This window comes from Neisseria sp. P0022.S010 (assembly GCF_051956635.1).
Window position 1 is genome coordinate 1 of record NZ_JBQCXF010000037.1, and the last position, 19,171, is coordinate 19,171.

Here is a 19,171-nt window from a genome sequence, read left to right on the forward strand (position 1 = left end):
CGAGTTCGTCGATAAATTGTTGGTCGAGCCAAGGTTTGTAGATTTTCAGCGCGGGATTGGTCAAGAGGCCGTAGCGGTAGAAACGCTCGATGTCGTTGCCTTTGTAGGTGCTGCCGTCGCCCCAGATATTCACATCGTCTTCTTTCATGGCGGAAACGAGCATGGTGCCGGTAACGGCGCGGCCCAGAGGCGTGGTGTTGAAATAGGCGATGCCGCCGGTGGAAACGTGGAACGCGCCGCATTGGATGGCGGCGATGCCTTCGTGTGCCAACTGCGCGCGGCAGTCAATCAGGCGGGCGTTTTCCGCACCGTATTCCATCGCTTTTTTGGGAATGGCGTTGTAATCGTCTTCGTCAGGTTGACCAAGGTTGGCAGTGTAGGCATAAGGCAGCGCGCCTTTGAGTTTCATCCACAACAGCGCGGCAGAGGTATCAAGACCGCCGGAGAAGGCGATGCCGACTTTTTGACCGATGGGGAGATTTTGTAAAATGGTATGGTTTTGGCTCATGGGAATTTCTCCAGACTTGAAAAGTTGAAACCATTATCTTATAAATGGAATACATTGTCAGCAATAGGCCGTCTGAATGTTCGGAGGGCCGTATTAAAGAAACCTCATCATGAACGCTTTTAACCTCATTATCATCGGCGACGAAATCCTGCACGGCAGCCGTCAAGACAAGCATTTCACCTTTTTTAAATCTTTATTGGAATCGCACGGGCTGAAACTCAATCAGGTGCAATACCTGCCTGACGAGCCCGATTTGCTGGTCAAACAGCTGCGCCGCAGCTTTTCAGACGGCCTGCCAACTTTCGTTACCGGCGGCATCGGCTCTACACCTGACGACCACACGCGCCAGGCCGCAGCGGCTGCTTTGGATTTGCCCGTCGTCCGTCATCCTGAAGCCGCCAAGTTTATCGAAGGCGTAACCCTGAAACGTGGCGAGCCGCTCGATTCGCCGGAACACACCCAACGCCTGAAAATGGCGGATTTTCCCGAAGGCGCGGAATTGGTACCCAATCCGTTTAACAACATCGCCGGATTTTCCATCCGTGAGCATTATTTCTTCCCCGGCTTCCCCGTGATGGCGCACCCGATGGCCGAATGGGTATTGGAAACTTATTACGCCGACCGCTTCAACCAAACCGAACGCGGCAGCCGCAGCGTGTATGTGTTCGACCAACCCGAATCGCGCATTACGCCGATTATGGAACATCTTGAGCGTACCTACGCCGGTGTCCGTTCGTACAGCCTGCCCACCGTGGGCCGTACCGCTTCAGACGGCCGTTATACTCCGCCGCATATCGAGTTCGGCATCAAAGCGGAAGGCGAGGCCTGCCGCTTGCTGGATGCAGCGTGGGCAGATGCGTTGCAGGGTTTGCAGGCAATTGGCGCGACTTTGAAAGAAACGGTGGAATAATGTACTTGTCTCCGGCCCAATCCAGACGCGCACTGATTTTTGCCTCTTTGCTGTTTTTACCGCCGACCCTCATCATCGGCATTTGGCTGGCGCAATATGGCGGCTTCGCTTTTGAGCCGCCGCTGATGCACGCTGTCCATGCCCACGCGGGAACATGGTTTGACCCGATTGCCACCGTGTTGCACTATCTGGGCAAAACCGCGATTGCCGTGCCGCTGATCGGCGCAGTCGCCACAGCCCTGTATTTCGCCAATAAGAAGCGCGAGGCACTGTTTTGCGTGTTGGCGGCATTGGTGCCGACTGTGAACATGCTGATTGTGAAGGTTTGGTTTGCCCGCGAACGTCCGCTGCTTTGGCCGCGCCTGATTGAAGAGAGCAATTTTTCCTTCCCCAGCGGCCACAGTACGTTTTCCGCCGCCATTGCCGTCATGCTGATATTGCTTTGCCGCCGCACGCGCTACCGCCGCGCCGCTTGGGTGGTCGGTATTGCCTTTGCCCTGTTGACCGGGTTTTCACGCATTTATTTGGGCGTGCATTATCCCACCGATGTTTGGGCAGGTTGGACAAACGGCACGCTGACTGCCTTGCTGGTGTATATGCTTATCTTCAGGCCGTCTGAAAAATAGAAGAAACGAATTATGAATACACGTTCACCCAACACGCCTTATTGGCTCAGAAACGGCCATGCCGACACTCTGTTTGCCAAATTGCTGCAAGGCAAGGCGCCCGACTACCGCCGCGAGCTTCTGCCCGACAGCACCGGCAAAACCCAAGTTGCCTACGATTTTGTCGACAGCGCCGACCCCGATGCGCCGTTGGTGGTTTTGTTCCACGGATTGGAAGGCAGCAGCGAGAGCCATTACGCGGTCGAGTTGATGAAAGCCGTGCAGCAGCGCGGTTGGAACGGCGTGGTTGCCCATTTCCGCAGTTGCGGCGGCATCGCAAACACCGCGCCCGTGTTCTACCACCTCGGCGATACGCCCGAAATCGCCTTTATGCTCAACACGCTGGCACAACGCTATTCAACCATCTACGCCGTCGGCGTTTCTTTGGGGGGCAATGCCTTGGCCAAATATTTGGGCGAGCAGGGCAGCAATGCTGTTCCGCGTGCTTCTGCCGTCGTTTCCGCGCCGGTTGATGCCGTGGCGGCAGGTACGCGTTTTGACCAAGGCATGACGCGACTGATTTACACGCGCTATTTTTTGAATTCGCTGCTGCCGAAAGCCCGAGCGATTCCCCGGTTTCAGACGGCCTTGAGCCGGCAAAACTGCAAAACGCTTGGCGATTTTGACGACTGCTTTACCGCGCCGCTTCACGGTTTTGCCGACCGTCATGATTACTACCGCCGCAATTCCTGCAAACCGTTTCTGAAAGGCGTGGATACGCCGTTGCTGCTGCTCAATGCCGTCAACGACCCCTTCCTGCCGCCGGAAGCCCTGCCGACCGGGCGGGACGTGTCTTCGTCCGTTACGCTGCTGCAACCGGCATACGGCGGGCATGTCGGCTTTGTCAGCCGCGATCAAGGTCGTCTAAATCTGCAATGGCTGCCGCAAACCGTGTTGGACTATTTCAAACAGTATCAGCCGTAAATGAAAAAGAGCATGTATGCAGACATGCCCTTAGTGTGTAGAAAGTAAAAAGGCCGTCTGAAAAGAGTTTCAGACGGCCTTTTGAATAGCTTGATTATTTGCCTTTGTTGTCGGCTTTGGCTTCTTTTTTCAGAGAAGCATACAACTCAGGGTCGCGGTTTTTCAGCAGGGAAGCAACGGCCAAGTCGTCACGGTTGACTTTAGCCAAATCTACGCGCTCAATGTGTACCAAACGCAGCAATTCGCGTACAGGTTTAGGCATATTGCGGCCGGATTCGTAACGGGAACCACCGGATTGAGTCACACCAATGCGGCTCCAGAAGTCCATTTGGTTCAGGCCAAGTTTTTTACGGATATCGCGGATGTTTTCAATTTTTTCGAACGATTTCATGAATCTTCCTTATTGTGGTATTTGTTGCATGCCTCTAGGCATAAAAATGGGTCTGCAAGAATGCCGGCATCCCTTTCCTGTAGGCTTTGGGGTGATATGTGGGCGTATTGCAAATGACTGATCTAGATAATTAGACAGTATATTCGAAAGAAGTTTTCTGCTGTCTGCCATAATTTGTGTAAATATTTCTTAATTCATTATTTCGGATAATTTTCATCATATAAATCATTAAATTATGCGCTTATCTTAAATATGGCGTAAGCAAATTTTTACATAATTAAACAATTCGATTTGGGTAAAAACTTAATTTCGAGTTTTTATTCGGTTTTCTAGGTTGAGAATGCGAATAAATTTCAGGCCGTCTGAATCTATGTTTTCAGACGGCCTGAAGGTTTTTTCAAAGTTAAGGCTTACCGCTGGCAGGGCTGATGGTAAGGATTTCGTAGCCGGTTTCGGTAACCAAAACTTCGTGTTCCCACTGGGCGGAGAGTGAGCGGTCTTTGGTGACCACTGTCCAACCGTCGTTCAGGATACGCAGATGACGTTTACCTTGGTTGATCATCGGCTCGATGGTGAAAATCATGCCCGGTTTGAGGACGAGGCCCTCGCCTTTGCGGCCGTAGTGGACTACTTGCGGCGCTTCGTGGAAGCCGCGGCCGATGCCGTGTCCGCAGAATTCCTGTACGACGGAGTAGCCGGCATTTTCGGCAACCTGTTGGCAGGCATAGCCGACATCGCCGAGGGTGGCGCCGGGTTTGACCGCTTCGATGCCCGCCATCATGGAGGCGTGGGTCACGTCGATCAGGCGTTGGGCAATCGGGGAGACTTTGCCGACGGTAAACATACGGCTGGAGTCGCCGTGGAAACCGTCTTTTTTAATGGTCAGGTCGATGTTGACGATGTCACCTTCTTTCAGCGGCTTGTCGTCGGGAATACCGTGGCAGATAACGTGGTTGACGGAGGTGCAGCAGGATTTCGGGTAGGGTGGGTTGCCGTAGTTGAGGGGGGCCGGATAACCGCCTTGAACGTTGACGTGGTAGTCGTAAACGAGTTTGTCGATTTCGTTGGTGGTGACGCCGGGTTTGACGAATTGGCCGATGTAGTCGAGGGCTTCGGCGACCAAGCGGCCGAGTTCGCGCATTTTTTCGATTTCTTCGGGGGTTTTGATGATGACTTTGTCCATGAGGTTTCCTTCTTGTTTCAGACGGCATGGGGGCCGTCTGAACGGGACGGGTGTGCCGTCTGTTTAAAACAGGTTGTCGAGATTGTCTTTATTGCGCGGTTTGGCTTGTGGTTTGGCCTCAGGCTCGGCTTTGGGAGTCGGTTTGGACTCAGGGGCTTTGGTTTTTGCCGGTTTGTTTTCTGCTGCTTGTGCGGCCGGTTTGTTGTCTGCGGCTTTGTTTGCTACCGGCTGGCTGTCTGTTTGAGGTGTGTTTTGAGCGGCAGGGCTGCTGTTGTCGGATTGTGTTTTTTCTGATTTGTCGGTTTCGGCGCGTTTGTTTTCTGTGCGTTTGCCGCGGTGTGTAGTGGGGCGGTCATTTTTTACACCTTCTTCCGCTTTTTCGCCTTTTTCGTTTTGTGGGACGACAGGATTGCCGGAGGCGGTTTTTTCGTCGCCTTCTTGGGCGAGTTGGACGGTTTCAGGTTCGACAGTGCCGTTGGGGCGCCAAACTTCAATGCGTGTGTCGGTTTGTTCGGCAGGGCTTTTTTCGGGTACGTCGGTTTTACCGGAGTTTAGGGTGCTGAATACGCCGGCGACGAGGGCTGCGACGGCAATAAAGCTGACAAGGAATAAAGCGCGGATTAGGTGTTTGGGCTTAAGTTGGAAAGGGGTTTTATTATTCTTGGACATGATGGGTCGGGTAATCGTTGGAGGAATGGCCGTCTGAATATTCAGACGGCCCCGGGTTGCCTGTGAATCAGTTGGCAACGTAGTTTTGATAGAGGGTCACGACTTTTTGTACGCCGACGGTCGTGCTGACTTTTTGGGTCACGCGGGCTTGTTCGTCAGGCGTGAGGATGCCCATCACATAGGTCACGTTGCCGTAAGTCACGATTTTGACGCGTGCTTGGGTGGCCGGGCTGAGGCCCAACAGGGTGGCGCGGACCTTGGATGTGCCCCAGGTATCGTTAGTCACATCGCCGAGCGAACGCGCTTGTGAGGCAACGGTGATGTAGTTGTACACGCCTTCTGCGGCTTGTTCGGAACGGGCGATGCGTTCAACAAATTGTTTTTCGCCTTCGGTAGCCACTTGGCCGAGCAGGAGCAGGTGGCGGTTGTAGCCGACAACGTTCAGTTTGGGCTTGTAGCCTTGAACTTGGTTGTTTTGGCGCAGGTAGGAGCGTGCGGTGGTTTCGACGCGCAGTGCCATAACGTTGTCGTCGGTTTGCGCGCCGGTGGTGCGGCGGTCGACGGCGGATTTGGTGCCGACGGCTGCACCGCCGATCAGTGCGCCGACGCAGCCGCTCAGACTCAGGCTCAAGAGGGTCGCGGTCAGAACGGGGAGGGCGTAGCGTTTGATATTCTTCATATCCTTTTCCTTGGGTATGGACGGTTGGGTGTTCAGACGGCCTTTAAGGGATGGGCCGTCTGAAAAGAAAGGGTTACATGCCTTCAAGCAGGACGGAGTCGATGCAGTCGCACATGGCGTGTATCAGCAGGATATGGTTTTCCTGAACGCGGGCGGTGCGCGGATAAGGGACGTTGAGCAAAACGTCGGTATCTTTGAGCATGGCGGCGATTTTGCCGCCATCGCGGCCGGTCATGGCGATGACGTGCATGTCGCGTTCGTGTGCCGCTTTGATGGCTTCGATAACGTTGGCGGAATTGCCGGAGGTGGAGATACCGACCAATACGTCGCCGGCACGTCCGAGCGCGCGCACTTGTTTGCTGAATACATGGTCGAAACCGTAGTCGTTGCCGATGGCGGTCAGGGCGGAAGTGTCTGTCGTCAGCGCGACAGCGGCCAATTCCATGCGTTCTTTTTCAAAGCGGCCGGTCATCTCGGCGGCGAAATGTTGCGCGTCGGCAGCCGAACCGCCGTTGCCGCAGGCCAGGATTTTGCCGTCGTTCATCAGGCATTGCAGCATCAGCTCGGCAGCCTGTACAGTCGGCTCAACCAGTACTTTTTCGGCTTCCTGCTTGGCGCGGATGCTCTCGGCAAAATGTGCGGAAACGCGTTCTTGTAATGTTGTCATGAGGTTAACCTGTAATATTTTGAATCCATTCGGGTTGGCCGTCGCCTTCAATCAGTACCGCATCCAGGCGGCAGGGCGCATGGTTCAACCCGTGCTTTTGCAGATAATACTCTACACTTCGTTGCAATTTCAATAATTTGGACGGCGAGATGCTGTATGCGGCACCACCGAAACCTCGGTTTTTGCGGTATTTTACTTCAACAAACACAATCGTACCGCCGTTTTTGACGATTAAATCGATTTCGCCGTAGGCGCAATGCCAGTTCCGCGCCAGCAGCGAGCAGCCTTTGTTCAGCAGGAATGCCAGCGCCGCATTTTCGGCCGCCGCCCCCTGTTTGTGGTTTAAGCGCATGAAAAGTTTACCCGTTATATAATCATTGTTTTTAAAGAGACGCCGTTTCAGACGGCCTTGAATCTATGTACACAAAACATCTGCAAAAAGCCGTCGACAGCATCGAAAAACAGACATTATACGTTGTCGCCACGCCCATCGGCAATTTAGCCGACATAACGCTGCGCGCGCTGGCCGTGCTGCAAAAGGCCGATGTTATCTGCGCCGAGGATACCCGCGTTACCGCCCAGCTTTTGAGTGCGTACGGCATTCAGGGCAAACTCGTGAGCGTGCGCGAACACAACGAGCAGCAAATGGCCGACAAAATCATCGCCCATCTTTCAGACGGCCTGAGCGTCGCCCAAGTTTCGGATGCGGGTACGCCTGCTGTTTGCGATCCCGGTGCGAAACTTGCCGCCCGCGTGCGCGAAGCCGGATTTAAAGTGGTGCCTGTGGTCGGTGCAAGTGCGGTCATGGGGGCGTTGAGCGTGGCCGGTGTGACGGAATCCGATTTTTACTTCAACGGTTTCCTGCCGCCTAAGGCCGGCGAACGCCAAAAGCTGTTGGCCAAATGGGCGGAAGCCGATTTTCCGATTGTGATGTTTGAAACGCCGCACCGTATCGAATCAAGCCTTGCGGATATGGCCGCGCAGTTCCCCGAACGCCGTTTGACTTTGGCACGCGAAATCACCAAAACGTTTGAAACCTTTCTCAGCGGCACGGTTGCCGAAATCCAAGCCGCCCTCAAAAACGACAGCAACCAAACGCGCGGAGAAATGGTGCTGGTGTTGCATCCTGCGGTAAAAGAGAAGCACAGTGATTTGCCCGAGGCGGCGCAAAATACCATGAAAATCCTTGCGGCTGAGTTGCCGACCAAACAGGCCGCCGAGCTTGCCGCCAAGATTACCGGCGAAAGCAAAAAAGCCTTGTACGATTTAGCGTTGGAGTGGAAACGGATTTCAGACGACGCTTGAGGTCTTGCAGGCTTATTTCTCTCAACCTGTGGTGTGAACGATGCGACGATTTCCTACAGGCAAGGCTGGGTATTGTTCGTTATCCGTTTGCCGGTTCTACAGGCTTTATATAGGCAAAGTTTTGTTTGCCGCATTGCTTCCCCCCCCCCCTTGCAATTTATAATGACACTGCATACAACTAGTATGTTCTTAAATCTTTCAATCTACGGGAGTGGACTTATGAAACAAAACATCATCGTTGCCTTATTCAACATCTCCAGCGAAGCTTATCAAGCCTTTTCTGAATTGAAAGCTTACTCGCAGACAACAGATACTTTGGTGGCACAAGCCGTTTTGGTTAAAAAGGAAAATGACCTGATTATCCCAGCAGAAAGCACCGACTTTACCGCCAATACGGTCGAAGGCACATGGACGGGCGGCCTCATTGGTTCGCTGGTCGGCATCCTCGGCGGTCCTATCGGTGTTCTGTTGGGTGGAGCTACTGGCGCACTCATCGGCAGTGATGTAGGCACTGCCCAAACATTGGGAGAGGGGGCGTTGCTAGAAAATACAGCCAAAAAACTGGATAACGGCAGTACTGCGATCATTATTTTGGCGCAAGAATCCAACGAAGCTGTATTGGATGCTTTCTTCCACCGTTTCAAAACCGTTATTCTCCGACAAGATGCAGCCGTTGCCCAACAGGACGTATTGGCAGCAATAGAAGCGCAGGAAGAAGTGGCACGTCAGGCACACGAAGCTTGGAAAAAACAGCGCAAAGCCGAACGCAAAGAGAAAGTGGAAGCCTTCAAGGCCGACATCAAACAAAAATTCGACGAATTGGCAGCCAAGTTGAAATAACACTGCCACCAACCCAAGGTATGTAACCGCTCAAATTTTCCGTTTCGGATGCATGCCAAACCGGTTTGAGGCTACCTGAAAATCTATTTTTCAGGTAGCCTCTCCCTTTTTCATGCCCCGAGACCTTTGCAAAGGTCTCGGCCTTTTTATAATTGGATTTTAGATCGATCCAATAGGTTCAATACGCTTCTAAGTTTGCGTTTCAGACGGCCTCAATGTTTGGCAAACCTGTTTTAACGCTGCCATGCGCTGCGCAAATATTCGATGCAGTCGGTCAGGGCGTAAAACGGGGCGTTGCCGTGATTAGCGTTGGGGTAGAGGGTGAAGCGGACATCTGCGCCGAGATGGTGCAAAGTGCCGGCAAGGATTTTGGCTTGTGCAACCATGCCGCGGCTGGTTTGGTCGGGGCGGTTGTTTCTGCCTTCATGTTCGCCTGCACCGAGGCGGATGCCGATTCCTTGCGGCAATGTGCCGGGCAACCAATCGAGTACGCGGCGGTCTTGCCACCAGATAGACGGCGACACCAGCAAATAATGGCGGAAGCGTTCGGGGCGGGTGAACAGGGAATAGAGACCGTACAAGGCGCCGAACGAATGGCCGAAGACGGCTTGGTTTTGGGTATCGATGCGGTATTTGCCGTCGAGCAGGGCGGAGAGTTCGTCGTCGATAAAGCGGCTGAAGCGGTCGGCTTGGCCGTATTGTTTGCGTTCGGATTCGGACGCGTTGTCGGGCAGCGGCGGCGTGTAGTCGAGGGCGCGTTGGCTTAAGTCGCGGATGGTGCCGCCGGTGTAGCCGATGCCGACAATCAGACAGGCGGCATGGCTTTTGGTGATGGGATTGATGAGCAGGGATTGCGCCATATTGAGGATGGCAGGGAAAAAGGCATCCCCGTCAAGAATATACAGTACGGGATAGCCGCCTGCCGGACGCTCGCCGAGTGCCGCGGCTTGAATGCGGTAAGTGCGGCCGGTGTGGGCGGAAGTAAGGGCGGTTTCTTCGGCTTGCAGCAGGGTGGCGGCTTGCCAGTCGGGACGGATGGACATGATGGGGTGCTTTAATCAATGGTTGCTTAAGGGAAAAGGCCGTCTGAATAATGTTTTTCAGACGGCCTTATTGTACGGATTCCTGCCTTTTTAACAATACGCGCGATTAGCGTACGTCAACGTAGGAGCTGCTGTGCAGTTCGCGCAGGAGGTTGGTGGTCGCCTGTTGCGCTTTTTGTTGGGACAGGTATTGGCGGACGGCGTTTTGTTGGCGCTCTTCAGGCGTACCTGCTTCGCGGACGTCGTTCAGCTTGATGATGTGCCAGCCGAATTGGGTGCGGACAGGGGCACTGATTTGGCCGGGTTTGAGTTTGTGGACGGCTTCTTCAAATGGGGCAACCATCATGCCGTCGGCAAACCAGCCCAAGTCGCCGCCGTTGCCGGCGCTGCTGTCTTGCGAGTATTGGCGTGCCAAACCGCCGAAATCTGCGCCGCTGCGGGCTTGTGAGTAGATTTTGCGGATGGTGCTTTCTGCGCCGACGGCGGCATTGTCGTTGTCGGCTTTAATGAGGATGTGTTGGGCATTGTATTGGCGCACAGGGTCGGCTTCGGGCAGGGTAATGCCTTGTTGTTTGGCCTGCTCGATGTAGCGTGCCACTTCGGAGTCGCTCACGCGGCTGTTTTGCATGATGGCCTGTTGGCGCACTTTTTCAACAATAATGCTGTCGGCGATGTCTTGACGGACGGCGGCAGACGGATTTTTGATGTTGGGGTTGTGCGCGATGACGGCTTCAATTTCGCTATCGGTCGCTTGGATGTTGCGGCGTTTGCCGGCTTGGAGGATCAGGGATTGGTTGATCATTTGTGCCAAAACCTGTTGGCGCAGCTCGTTGGCGTCCATTTGCGTGCCTTTCGGCATGGTTTGACGCGCTTGTGCTACGGCTTGTTCTACTTGGCGGTGGGTAATGACTTCGTTGTCGACAACCGCGGCAATGCCGTCTGAAAGATGTACGCCGCTTTGTACGGCGGGCATGGCGGTGGCGCTGACGGCAGGGGCTTTGGCTGCGCGCGCTTTGCCTGCTTTGGCTTTAGGGGCGGCGTGTGCGCCTACTGCGAGAGTGAGTGCGGCGACGAGAATCAGGGGTTTGAAGTTCATTGTTTGACTACCTCATTGGTTTTGCTGTAACCGGGGATGGCTAAGCGGAGTTTTTCGAATGGGTTGTTGCCGATATTGCTCAAGTCTTTGAGTTGGAGGTTGAAGAATACGGCGTTTTTGTGGCTGTTTTCGCCGGTAACATAGCGTTGGCCGACCAAGCTTGCGCTCCAGCAGCCGCAGTTGCTTTTGTATTCTGCACCGATGAGCATTTCCAGCGGTTTTTTGGCTTCGATTTCGTAGTTGTAACGGGCGACGGCGTACAGGTTTTTACTCAACGGCCATTGGGCGGCAAGGTCGATTTGGCTGAGCCTGTCGTAGAAATAGTCGCCGTTGGCTTGCAGGTAAATGCGCTCGTTGCGTCCGTATTTGTAGCGTGCGCTTAAGACTTTGCCGGGTTCGGGGTTGTAGGTAATCCCTGCAGCGTAGCTTTCGGCACGGCTTAGGTTTTGGTTGTAGTGGATGTCCAAGTCGATGCGGATGCTCGGGGTAAGGTTGCCGTGTGCAAAGGCTACCCAGTCGGACTGGCTGCGCGGATAACGGCTGACGCTGCCGTCAGGCAGGACGTTGTCGTTTTTGAAGTAAAACTTCTGGCCGATACCTGCACGGAAGAGTTCCGCACCGGTGTTGGGGTTGAGGATGCGGCTTTGTGTGGCCAGCGTCAGGCTGTTGGCAGAATTGATGCGGTCGTTGCCCGAATACAGGTTTTCGCGGAACAGCTGCGAGTAGGTAAAGCTGTTTTCGGAGCTGTCGAAATTGGGCAGGTCGTTTTGGGACTTGGTCGGAATGTAGTTGTAAAACAGGCGCGGTTCGAGCGTTTGCAGGTATTCTCCGCCGAAGAGACGGGCCCTGCGCTCGAAAGTCAGGCCGCTGTCGACGTTGATGATCGGCAGGACGCGGCTGACATTGCGGCTGCTTTGGCCGTTGAAGCTGTTGAGGCTGTAATAAGTGGCGTGTACGCCGACTTTAGGCCGGATGTAGCCCCATTGGTTGTGGAAGTCCCATTTGACGCTCGGGTAGAGCACCACGCGGCTGCCGTCTTGCTTGGTATCGTGGTCAAAACGGGTGAATTGGCCGAACACGTTGAGTTGCGCTTTGCCGAGATGGCTTTGCCAACGGCCGGTCAGACGGGGCATGATGGCATAAGGCTCGTCTTTATAACCGTCTTGGTTGGCAAGCGTTTGATATTTTTGTACGCGCAACGAGCCGTCGAAGCTGCCGCCCAACAGTTTGTCGCTGTAATTGAGCCATGCCTGACGGTCGAGGTTGACGTTGCGTGCGATGTCTTCACGGCCGTAGAAGTCGCGGTAGTAATCGTCGTCGGAAACTTGGTTGTAGTTGATGCCGCCGCTGATTTTGCTGTTCAGCTGCTGCTGGTGTTTCCATTTGAACTGGTAGCGGTTGTTGTGGACGCTTTTTTGGTCGTTCGGCATCCAGTCGCCATCGACTTCGCCGCTGTAATTCGGTTGCAGATAACGGACTTGGCCGCCCAGTTGCACACCGCGTTTGCTGATGATGCCCGGGCGGATGGTGGCATCCAAATTCGGCGCAAGGTTGAAGTAGTAGGGCAGGCTCAGCTCAAGGCCGTCTGAACCTGTGGCAATGGTCGGAACGAGCAGGCCGCTTTTGCGGTTGCCGTTGATGGGGAAGTCCGCCCAAGGTGTGTAGAGGACAGGGACGCCGCCGAATACCAGCGAAGCGTGTTTGGCCACGCCGATGCCTGTCGATTCATCGGCTTCAATGCTTTGCGCTTGGATATACCAGCTGGCATCGCCGGGCGAACAGGTGTTGAATTTGGTGTTGATGAGTTTGTAGAGGCCTTTGCCTTTGAGTTCGGCTTTTTCGCTGACACTTTGAAGGTGGCGGCCGCCTTGTTCGGTATTGAGGCGCACGGCACTGCCGGAGCCAGTTTGGTTTTTGAGGTTGTAAACCAATTGGTCGCCGGATACGGTCGAACCGTTTTGATACAGGGTAAAGCGGTCGCCGGCGGTAACGGTATCGGTGGCTTGGTCGTATTGCGCCCAATCGGCATTGAGAACATCGGCATTGCGCTCGACAATGACGTCGCCTTCGGCACGGACACCGACTTGGGTCTGACCTTCTATTTTATCGGCGTTGACGCGGGTGTAATCGGCAGGCAGGGCAGGCTCGCCGCTGCGTTTGATTTCGGCGGTTTCGGCCGGCTTGGCATTTTCATGGTCGCAAAACAGGCAAGTGCTGCCCAAAGAAAGCGGATCGGCTTCGCTTTGGCCTGTTTTTGCCGGTTTGGATTCAGCGGCGTGGGCAGGGGTATAGTCTTCCGCCTGCGGAACAGAAGCATCTTCCGCGCGTACGGCTGTTGCGCCAAAGCCCATAATTAAGGCGAGTACCAAGGGTTTGAGTGAAAATAAACGAGCCAAAATCGCCCCTTAAATCGGTTTGCCAGTTAGAATAGCGGTTATTGTAACCTGAAATTCTGCGATACCGCTATGCAACGACAAACCGAATTACAAAACTGGCTGGAGTCTGTTTACCCGAACCAGCCGTTCGAATTGAGCTTTGCGGCAGCCGATGCCGACTTCCGCCGTTATTTCCGCGCGACGTTTTCAGACGGCCAGACCGTTATCTGTATGGACGCGCCTCCTGAGAAGATGAGTGTTGCGCCTTATTTGAAAGTGCAAAAACTGTTTAATATGGTCAATGTGCCGCAAGTGCTTCATGTGGATGAAGCGTTGGGCTTTATGGTGTTGAACGATTTGGGCAACACCACATTCCTGACCGCCATGAATCAGGAAAACAGCGAAACCGCCCACAAAGCCTTGCTGCTCGAAGCCATCGACGAACTGATCGAGCTGCAAAAAGCCAGCCAACCCGGCAAACTGCCGGAATACGACCGCGAAGTCATGCTGCGCGAGATTAATTTGTTCCCCGAATGGTTTGTGGCCAAAGAATTGGGCCGCGAGTTGACCTTCAAGCAACGCCAGTTGTGGCAGCAAACCGTCGATACGCTGTTGCCGCCCCTGTTGGCGCAACCCAAAGTGTATGTCCACCGCGACTTTATCGTCCGCAATCTGATGCTGGCGAAAGGCCGCCCGGGCGTATTGGACTTCCAAGATGCGCTTTACGGTCCGATTTCCTATGATTTGGTGTCGCTGCTGCGCGATGCGTTTATCGAATGGGAAGAAGAATTTGTATTGGACTTGGTCATCCGTTACTGGGAAAAAGCACGCGCTGCCCAGCTGCCCGTGCCTGCCGAGTTTGATGAGTTCTACCGCTGGTTTGAATGGATGGGCGTACAACGCCATTTGAAAGTGGCCGGTATTTTTGCCCGTCTGTACTACCGCGACGGCAAAGACAAATACCGTCCGGAAATCCCGCGCTTCTTGAACTATTTGCGCCGCGTATCGCGCCGTTACAACGATTTGGCGCCGCTTTATGCATTGCTGGTCGAATTGGTCGGCGATGACGAATTGGAAACAGGCTATACCTTCTAAGCTTGGTTTTTTAAGATTTGATTCCACTTTTCAGACGGCCTGATCAACAAAAGGCCGTCTGAAACCTTTACAGAACACATAAACATGACTTACATGATTTACCCCAAAACCTACGACGTGATTGTCGTCGGCGGCGGCCATGCCGGTACCGAAGCCGCGCTTGCCGCCGCACGCATGGGTGCGCAAACCCTGCTGCTCTCACACAACATCGAAACCCTCGGCCAAATGTCGTGCAACCCTTCCATCGGCGGTATCGGCAAAGGCCATCTTGTGCGCGAACTCGACGCATTGGGCGGCGCAATGGCGTTGGCCACCGACAAATCCGGTATTCAGTTCCGCCGCTTGAACGCCAGCAAAGGCGCGGCAGTGCGAGCCACACGCGCGCAGGCGGACCGCATCCTGTATAAAGCCGCCATCCGCGAAATGCTGGAAAACCAAGAAAATCTGGAGCTTTTCCAACAAGCCGTCGAAGACGTAACGCTTGATGGCGAACGCATCAGCGGCGTGGTTACCGCGATGGGCGTGGAGTTTAAAGCACGCGCCGTCGTGCTGACCGCCGGCACGTTTTTGTCCGGCAAAATCCATATCGGTTTGGAAAACTACGAAGGCGGCCGCGCCGGCGATCCTGCCGCCAAATCCTTGGGCAGCCGTTTACGCGAATTGAACCTGCCTCAAGGCCGTCTGAAAACCGGCACGCCGCCGCGCATCGACGGACGCACGATTGACTTCTCCCAGCTCACCGAACAGCCCGGCGACACACCCGTTCCCGTAATGTCCGTACGCGGCAGCGCCGATATGCACCCGCGCCAAGTGTCCTGCTGGATTACGCATACCAACACGCAAACCCACGAAATTATCCGTTCAGGCTTTGACCGCAGCCCCATGTTCACCGGCAAAATCGAAGGCGTCGGCCCGCGTTATTGTCCGTCTATCGAAGACAAAATCAACCGCTTCGCCGACAAAGACAGCCATCAGATTTTCCTCGAACCCGAAGGCCTGACCACGCACGAATACTATCCAAACGGTATCTCCACCAGCCTGCCGTTCGACATCCAAATCGCCCTCGTGCGCAGCATGAAAGGTCTCGAAAACGCCCATATCCTGCGCCCCGGCTACGCCATCGAATACGACTACTTCGACCCGCGCAACCTCAAAGCCAGCCTCGAAACCAAAACCATCCAAGGCCTCTTCTTCGCCGGCCAAATCAACGGCACAACGGGCTACGAAGAAGCCGCTGCGCAAGGCCTGCTTGCAGGCGCAAACGCCGTGCAATACGTCCGCGAACAAGATCCGCTCCTGCTGCGCCGCGAACAAGCCTATCTCGGCGTATTGGTGGACGACCTCATCACCAAAGGCGTGAACGAGCCTTACCGAATGTTCACCAGCCGCGCCGAATACCGCCTGCAACTCAGGGAAGACAACGCCGACATGCGCCTGACCGAAGACGGCTACAAAATCGGCTTGGTGGGCGAAGAACAATGGCGCATGTTCAACGAAAAACGCGAAGCCATCGAACGCGAAATCCAACGTTTGAAAACAACGTGGTACACACCGCAAAAACTCGCCGAAGAAGAGCAGCTGCGCGTATTCGGCCAAAAACTCAGCCGCGAGGCCAACCTGCACGACCTCCTGCGCCGCCCGAACCTCGACTACGCCACGCTGATGACCCTGCCCGACGCACAACCTGAAACCGCACTTGCCGACAGCGTGGTCGAACAAGTCGAAATCCAAGTCAAATACCAAGGCTATATCGACCGCCAAAACGAAGAAATCGACAGCCGCCGCGACATCGAAACCTTAAAGCTGCCCGAGGATATCGATTACAGCAAAGTCAAAGGTTTGTCGGCAGAAGTGCAGCAAAAGCTCAACCAGTACAAACCCGAAACCGTCGGCCAAGCCAGCCGCATCTCCGGCGTCACGCCTGCGGCAGTGGCATTGCTGATGGTGCATTTGAAACGTGGATTTAAAGATGCTAAGTAAGGGTTAATTTGAATAAAGGCCGTCTGAAAGTTTCAGACGGCCTTTTTGATAGTCTCCAATTATTTAAAAGAACAAAAACATAAAAACTCATGACAGGGTAAAATACGTTACACAAAACCTATGACAGACAAAGGGATAATATGGAAACTCAAGCTTTAGAAAAAACTTTTGCTACACACGACGAATTTAACCGTAAGCCGATAGCCGAAAACATCATCAAGTTGCTGACATTGCCCATCGACCTTTCTCCTATGGTCATCGATGGTGGTTGGGGAACGGGCAAAACCGAATTTTGTCAAAAACTGATTCGGCTTATGCAGCAGCAACATCCCGATTACCAGCCCGTCTATATTGACGCCTTCCGTTCAGACCACAGCGGAGAGCCTTTGTTGGCATTACTTGCCGAAATCATCAAAGCCTGTACGCCTGAAGATACTGGCGAGCAGCCGTCTGAACAGCGCAAAAATATTACGAGGAAAGTCGCGAAAGCCGCAGGATTCGTGATGAAAACCGTTGCTAAGGCAGCGGTTGGTCATGTTCTAAAGCAAAATACAGACGATTTGGCAGAAGGATTACAACAGATAATAAATGACGGCCAAGATGCAGACAGTTTGGCCGAAACCGTAACCGATGCTGCTGCCACAATCGCTAGCCACACTATTGATGCAACCGTCGAAGCCTTGTTGAAAGAGCAAATCGAAGCGGAAAAAAATCTGGAAACGCTCAAAGCCTGCCTGAAAGAATTGGCAGCGGACAAACCGATTATCCTGTTTATCGACGAACTCGACCGCTGCCGTCCCGATTATGCGGTTGATATGCTGGAAGTTATCAAGCACGTTTTTGATATTGAAAACGTCGAAGTCGTGCTGGTTACGAATACCAAACAATTGCGCGCGGCGATTAATCATCGGTACGGAGCAGAGGTGGATGCGCACAAATATTTAGATAAGTTTTTGAAGTACAGCTTTGCTTTGCCAGAGAAGGTTGTAGCTCAATTTGAGGAAGAGCGGGCTTTGGTTTCAGTTAAATATTTCAAACAGTTGATACGAGAAAGTCGTATGGCAAGTGAACTACAAGGTTTAATTGAAGAACGCAATGTAAGAATAAATTTTATCAGCGATATGGTAGAGCGGAATAATTTATCGCTTAGGGAAACTGAACGATTAGTCCGATTTTTAGAGATATACCACTCTTTAAGTGGCGGACTAGGGAAGGACTTCATCTGGCAATATGTCTTGCTGCGTATTACGGGTGTATTTATCTTCTGCTTTTATCCGAATTTAATGGACGATATTAATAAAAATTGTGCTTATTCTAGAGATTTTGCACAAATATTTAATATTCAGTCGTTGTCGAATATTCCAAAAAATAGTTCAGGTGTTATTTATACAAGAACAAATGTAATTGCTATGATGCTAATTCTAAATAGCCAAATGGATACACATTTTAATAACTTTAATAATCTTCATAATCTGAGAGAGTGGCAGAAGTATATAAATGAGGCATTTCTTGATAATGGTGAGATTTTTCCTCCCGGAATGAATGGGGTTTTATCAATCCTGAAAGAAACTTTCCGAGTACTCAGTTTTGAGCAAACACCACAATAAAATTAAAGGCCGTCTAAAACCCAAGAAATCAGGTTTCAGACGGCCTTTAATCATTTTAATAAACCGATAATTTTCCTATCGAGGCCGTCTGAATTTCAATACGCCAAGCTCGGAGACAAAGCCGTTTAGGGGGATGTCGTAGGGTTCGGTCGGCAAGGTGTCGGTCAGTTGGCAGCCGAAGCCTACACCTAGGGTTTGGGTTTGCAGGCGGTATTTCGTGGCGGAGAGGGTGGCGTCGTAATAGCCGCCGGCTTGTCCGAGGCGGTAGCCGCGTTTGTCGATGCCGACGATGGGGACCAGCAGCAGGTTGAGTTGGTGGACGCGGATTTTTTTGCCGGTGAATTGGGGGACGTGCAATTTGGCGTAGCCGCGTTTGCGTTCTTGTTTGGCGTCGTCGGCAGGGTAAGGGGTGAACCACATCCGCCGCGTGTTCGGTTCGATATAGGGCAGGTAGAGTTTTGCGCCGCGTTTTTGTGCGGCACGGACAAAGCCGTCCAATCGCAATTCCTTGCCCATCGGCCAATACACGCCGATTTTCTGTCCTTTTTTGATGTAGGGCTTGAGCAGGCGGTTGATGGTTTCGGTGGCGGCGTTCCGCTCGTCGGCGCTCATTTGGGCGCGTGATCGGCGGAACTGTTTGCGTAGTGCCGATTTTTCGGGATTCCTCATTTTCAGACGGCCTTTCGGGATTGCGGTAGAATGTTGCGATTATAACGATTTTGTTAACATTCAAACAGGACGCACACGATGTGGCATATTGTCGCCATCGGCTATCTTTTTGTTGCCGTGATGTTTTCCGCCGCGCAGCCGAGTATTGCGCGCGCGTTGATTTATTTGGTCTTTTGGGCAGTGTTGCCCACTGTGTTTACGGTCTTTGTCGTGACCATCCGCCGCCGCAACCGCCTGATGAAACGGCAGGAGCAGGCGGAGTTTGAGGCGGCCCGCCAAAAGGCGGTACAGGCGGATGAAAAACAGGACGGGAAGGTATAAAATCCCTTTTCAGACGACCCCTTATCCGCTATAATCCGTCAGTTTTCCATTTCGGAAACACACTATTTTTTAAAACTTATGCCCACTTTCGCCGAAGGGTGCTTGACAATAGGCGCCGCCTATCAAGTTCTATGCGATTGAATGTGTGCTCTTTAACCCTTTCAAGGAAATAACATGTCTCAAATTACTATGCGTCAGATGATTGAAGCCGGTGTTCACTTCGGTCACCAAACCCGTTTCTGGA

20 protein-coding genes are annotated in these 19,171 nt (G+C 53.1%); 9 read left to right on the top strand and 11 right to left on the bottom strand.

The window, feature by feature from the left end; all coding sequences use genetic code 11:
- Positions 1 to 508 (bottom strand): argininosuccinate synthase domain-containing protein (locus tag ACTHUT_RS06045; RefSeq protein WP_440418701.1); only part of this gene is annotated, 508 nt, incomplete at its 3' end.
- A 109-nt stretch (positions 509 to 617) separates the two neighbouring features.
- Between ACTHUT_RS06045 and ACTHUT_RS06050 the strand changes: the two genes are divergently transcribed.
- Genes ACTHUT_RS06050 through ACTHUT_RS06060 form a run of 3 tightly spaced genes read left to right on the top strand, consistent with a single transcriptional unit; the run spans position 618 to position 3,007 of the window.
- Positions 618 to 1,418, top strand: coding sequence for a competence/damage-inducible protein A (locus ACTHUT_RS06050; protein WP_440386569.1), 801 nt, complete (start codon positions 618 to 620; stop codon positions 1,416 to 1,418).
- Positions 1,418 to 2,044, top strand: a complete 627-nt coding sequence (locus tag ACTHUT_RS06055; protein ID WP_440386568.1) for a phosphatase PAP2 family protein — start codon at positions 1,418 to 1,420, stop codon at positions 2,042 to 2,044. Before ACTHUT_RS06050 ends, ACTHUT_RS06055 begins: the two co-directional genes overlap by 1 nt.
- 12 nt (positions 2,045 to 2,056) lie before the next feature.
- Complete coding sequence (locus ACTHUT_RS06060; protein ID WP_440386567.1) at positions 2,057 to 3,007, top strand: YheT family hydrolase; 951 nt, start codon at positions 2,057 to 2,059, stop codon at positions 3,005 to 3,007.
- Between the two features lie 94 nt (positions 3,008 to 3,101).
- Here ACTHUT_RS06060 and ACTHUT_RS06065 read toward each other — a convergent pair whose 3' ends face one another.
- The 6 genes from ACTHUT_RS06065 to ACTHUT_RS06090 form a co-directional block, all read right to left on the bottom strand.
- Positions 3,102 to 3,398, bottom strand: coding sequence for a helix-turn-helix domain-containing protein (locus ACTHUT_RS06065; protein ID WP_003680641.1), 297 nt, complete (start codon positions 3,396 to 3,398; stop codon positions 3,102 to 3,104).
- Positions 3,399 to 3,801: 403 nt separating this feature from the next.
- Positions 3,802 to 4,602: a type I methionyl aminopeptidase gene (gene map / locus ACTHUT_RS06070; RefSeq protein ID WP_223168821.1), complete on the bottom strand. Its 801-nt coding sequence runs from the start codon at positions 4,600 to 4,602 to the stop codon at positions 3,802 to 3,804.
- Positions 4,603 to 4,644: 42 nt separating this feature from the next.
- On the bottom strand, positions 4,645 to 5,250 hold the full coding sequence (locus ACTHUT_RS06075; protein ID WP_440386566.1) for a hypothetical protein: 606 nt from the start codon (positions 5,248 to 5,250) through the stop codon (positions 4,645 to 4,647).
- A 67-nt stretch (positions 5,251 to 5,317) separates the two neighbouring features.
- Entirely contained in the window at positions 5,318 to 5,929 is a 612-nt protein-coding gene (locus ACTHUT_RS06080) for a BON domain-containing protein (protein WP_039862284.1), read from the bottom strand.
- Positions 5,930 to 6,002: 73 nt separating this feature from the next.
- The gene (locus ACTHUT_RS06085) at positions 6,003 to 6,596 is read right to left on the bottom strand and encodes a phosphoheptose isomerase (protein WP_440386565.1); all 594 of its coding nucleotides are present in this window, start codon (positions 6,594 to 6,596) and stop codon (positions 6,003 to 6,005) included.
- A gap of 4 nt (positions 6,597 to 6,600) precedes the next feature.
- On the bottom strand, positions 6,601 to 6,948 hold the full coding sequence (locus tag ACTHUT_RS06090) for a YraN family protein (RefSeq protein ID WP_440386564.1): 348 nt from the start codon (positions 6,946 to 6,948) through the stop codon (positions 6,601 to 6,603).
- Positions 6,949 to 7,013: 65 nt separating this feature from the next.
- On the opposite strand from ACTHUT_RS06090, the gene rsmI reads away from it, so the two are divergent.
- Both rsmI and ACTHUT_RS06100 read left to right on the top strand, forming a co-directional pair.
- A complete protein-coding gene (rsmI, locus tag ACTHUT_RS06095; RefSeq protein WP_440386563.1) occupies positions 7,014 to 7,901 on the top strand; it encodes a 16S rRNA (cytidine(1402)-2'-O)-methyltransferase in 888 nt (295 codons plus the stop codon).
- A 219-nt stretch (positions 7,902 to 8,120) separates the two neighbouring features.
- Positions 8,121 to 8,741 carry a DUF1269 domain-containing protein gene (locus ACTHUT_RS06100; RefSeq protein WP_440386562.1) on the top strand — a complete coding sequence of 207 codons (621 nt, stop codon included), beginning with the start codon at positions 8,121 to 8,123 and terminating at the stop codon, positions 8,739 to 8,741.
- 233 nt (positions 8,742 to 8,974) lie between these two features.
- Here ACTHUT_RS06100 and ACTHUT_RS06105 read toward each other — a convergent pair whose 3' ends face one another.
- From ACTHUT_RS06105 to ACTHUT_RS06115, 3 genes are all read right to left on the bottom strand, one after another.
- A complete protein-coding gene (locus ACTHUT_RS06105; protein WP_440386561.1) occupies positions 8,975 to 9,784 on the bottom strand; it encodes an alpha/beta hydrolase in 810 nt (269 codons plus the stop codon).
- 106 nt (positions 9,785 to 9,890) lie between these two features.
- A complete protein-coding gene (locus ACTHUT_RS06110; RefSeq protein WP_440386560.1) occupies positions 9,891 to 10,880 on the bottom strand; it encodes a peptidylprolyl isomerase in 990 nt (329 codons plus the stop codon).
- Entirely contained in the window at positions 10,877 to 13,276 is a 2,400-nt protein-coding gene (locus ACTHUT_RS06115; RefSeq protein WP_440386559.1) for an LPS-assembly protein LptD, read from the bottom strand. Before ACTHUT_RS06115 ends, ACTHUT_RS06110 begins: the two co-directional genes overlap by 4 nt.
- A 69-nt stretch (positions 13,277 to 13,345) precedes the next feature.
- Here ACTHUT_RS06115 and amgK point away from each other — a divergent pair, with 69 nt between their 5' ends.
- The 3 genes from amgK (at position 13,346) to ACTHUT_RS06130 (ending at position 17,937) form a co-directional block, all read left to right on the top strand.
- Positions 13,346 to 14,350, top strand: coding sequence for an N-acetylmuramate/N-acetylglucosamine kinase AmgK (gene amgK, locus ACTHUT_RS06120; RefSeq protein ID WP_004520257.1), 1,005 nt, complete (start codon positions 13,346 to 13,348; stop codon positions 14,348 to 14,350).
- An 84-nt stretch (positions 14,351 to 14,434) separates the two neighbouring features.
- Positions 14,435 to 16,330, top strand: a complete 1,896-nt coding sequence (gene mnmG / locus ACTHUT_RS06125; protein WP_440386558.1) for a tRNA uridine-5-carboxymethylaminomethyl(34) synthesis enzyme MnmG — start codon at positions 14,435 to 14,437, stop codon at positions 16,328 to 16,330.
- Between the two features lie 140 nt (positions 16,331 to 16,470).
- Positions 16,471 to 17,937 carry a KAP family P-loop NTPase fold protein gene (locus ACTHUT_RS06130; RefSeq protein WP_440386557.1) on the top strand — a complete coding sequence of 489 codons (1,467 nt, stop codon included), beginning with the start codon at positions 16,471 to 16,473 and terminating at the stop codon, positions 17,935 to 17,937.
- A 75-nt stretch (positions 17,938 to 18,012) separates the two neighbouring features.
- On the opposite strand, the gene ACTHUT_RS06135 is transcribed toward ACTHUT_RS06130, so the two are convergent.
- Positions 18,013 to 18,606 carry a 5-formyltetrahydrofolate cyclo-ligase gene (locus ACTHUT_RS06135; RefSeq protein ID WP_440386556.1) on the bottom strand — a complete coding sequence of 198 codons (594 nt, stop codon included), beginning with the start codon at positions 18,604 to 18,606 and terminating at the stop codon, positions 18,013 to 18,015.
- 78 nt (positions 18,607 to 18,684) lie between these two features.
- Between ACTHUT_RS06135 and ACTHUT_RS06140 the strand changes: the two genes are divergently transcribed.
- A complete protein-coding gene (locus ACTHUT_RS06140; RefSeq protein WP_063076190.1) occupies positions 18,685 to 18,927 on the top strand; it encodes a hypothetical protein in 243 nt (80 codons plus the stop codon).
- The last annotated feature ends 244 nt before the right edge of the window (positions 18,928 to 19,171 follow it).

What these genes read in the sequence shown, in the direction of transcription:
- ACTHUT_RS06050 (WP_440386569.1), top strand. Translation starts at nt 618, where the DNA reads ATGAACGCTTTTAACCTCATTATCATCGGCGACGAAATCCTGCACGGC.
- ACTHUT_RS06055 (WP_440386568.1), top strand. Translation starts at nt 1,418, where the DNA reads ATGTACTTGTCTCCGGCCCAATCCAGACGCGCACTGATTTTTGCCTCT.
- ACTHUT_RS06060 (WP_440386567.1), top strand. Translation starts at nt 2,057, where the DNA reads ATGAATACACGTTCACCCAACACGCCTTATTGGCTCAGAAACGGCCAT.
- ACTHUT_RS06065 (WP_003680641.1), bottom strand. Translation starts at nt 3,398, where the DNA reads ATGAAATCGTTCGAAAAAATTGAAAACATCCGCGATATCCGTAAAAAA.
- ACTHUT_RS06075 (WP_440386566.1), bottom strand. Translation starts at nt 5,250, where the DNA reads ATGTCCAAGAATAATAAAACCCCTTTCCAACTTAAGCCCAAACACCTA.
- ACTHUT_RS06080 (WP_039862284.1), bottom strand. Translation starts at nt 5,929, where the DNA reads ATGAAGAATATCAAACGCTACGCCCTCCCCGTTCTGACCGCGACCCTC.
- ACTHUT_RS06085 (WP_440386565.1), bottom strand. Translation starts at nt 6,596, where the DNA reads ATGACAACATTACAAGAACGCGTTTCCGCACATTTTGCCGAGAGCATC.
- ACTHUT_RS06090 (WP_440386564.1), bottom strand. Translation starts at nt 6,948, where the DNA reads ATGCGCTTAAACCACAAACAGGGGGCGGCGGCCGAAAATGCGGCGCTG.
- rsmI (WP_440386563.1), top strand. Translation starts at nt 7,014, where the DNA reads ATGTACACAAAACATCTGCAAAAAGCCGTCGACAGCATCGAAAAACAG.
- ACTHUT_RS06100 (WP_440386562.1), top strand. Translation starts at nt 8,121, where the DNA reads ATGAAACAAAACATCATCGTTGCCTTATTCAACATCTCCAGCGAAGCT.
- ACTHUT_RS06105 (WP_440386561.1), bottom strand. Translation starts at nt 9,784, where the DNA reads ATGTCCATCCGTCCCGACTGGCAAGCCGCCACCCTGCTGCAAGCCGAA.
- ACTHUT_RS06110 (WP_440386560.1), bottom strand. Translation starts at nt 10,880, where the DNA reads ATGAACTTCAAACCCCTGATTCTCGTCGCCGCACTCACTCTCGCAGTA.
- amgK (WP_004520257.1), top strand. Translation starts at nt 13,346, where the DNA reads ATGCAACGACAAACCGAATTACAAAACTGGCTGGAGTCTGTTTACCCG.
- mnmG (WP_440386558.1), top strand. Translation starts at nt 14,435, where the DNA reads ATGACTTACATGATTTACCCCAAAACCTACGACGTGATTGTCGTCGGC.
- ACTHUT_RS06130 (WP_440386557.1), top strand. Translation starts at nt 16,471, where the DNA reads ATGGAAACTCAAGCTTTAGAAAAAACTTTTGCTACACACGACGAATTT.
- ACTHUT_RS06135 (WP_440386556.1), bottom strand. Translation starts at nt 18,606, where the DNA reads ATGAGGAATCCCGAAAAATCGGCACTACGCAAACAGTTCCGCCGATCA.
- ACTHUT_RS06140 (WP_063076190.1), top strand. Translation starts at nt 18,685, where the DNA reads ATGTGGCATATTGTCGCCATCGGCTATCTTTTTGTTGCCGTGATGTTT.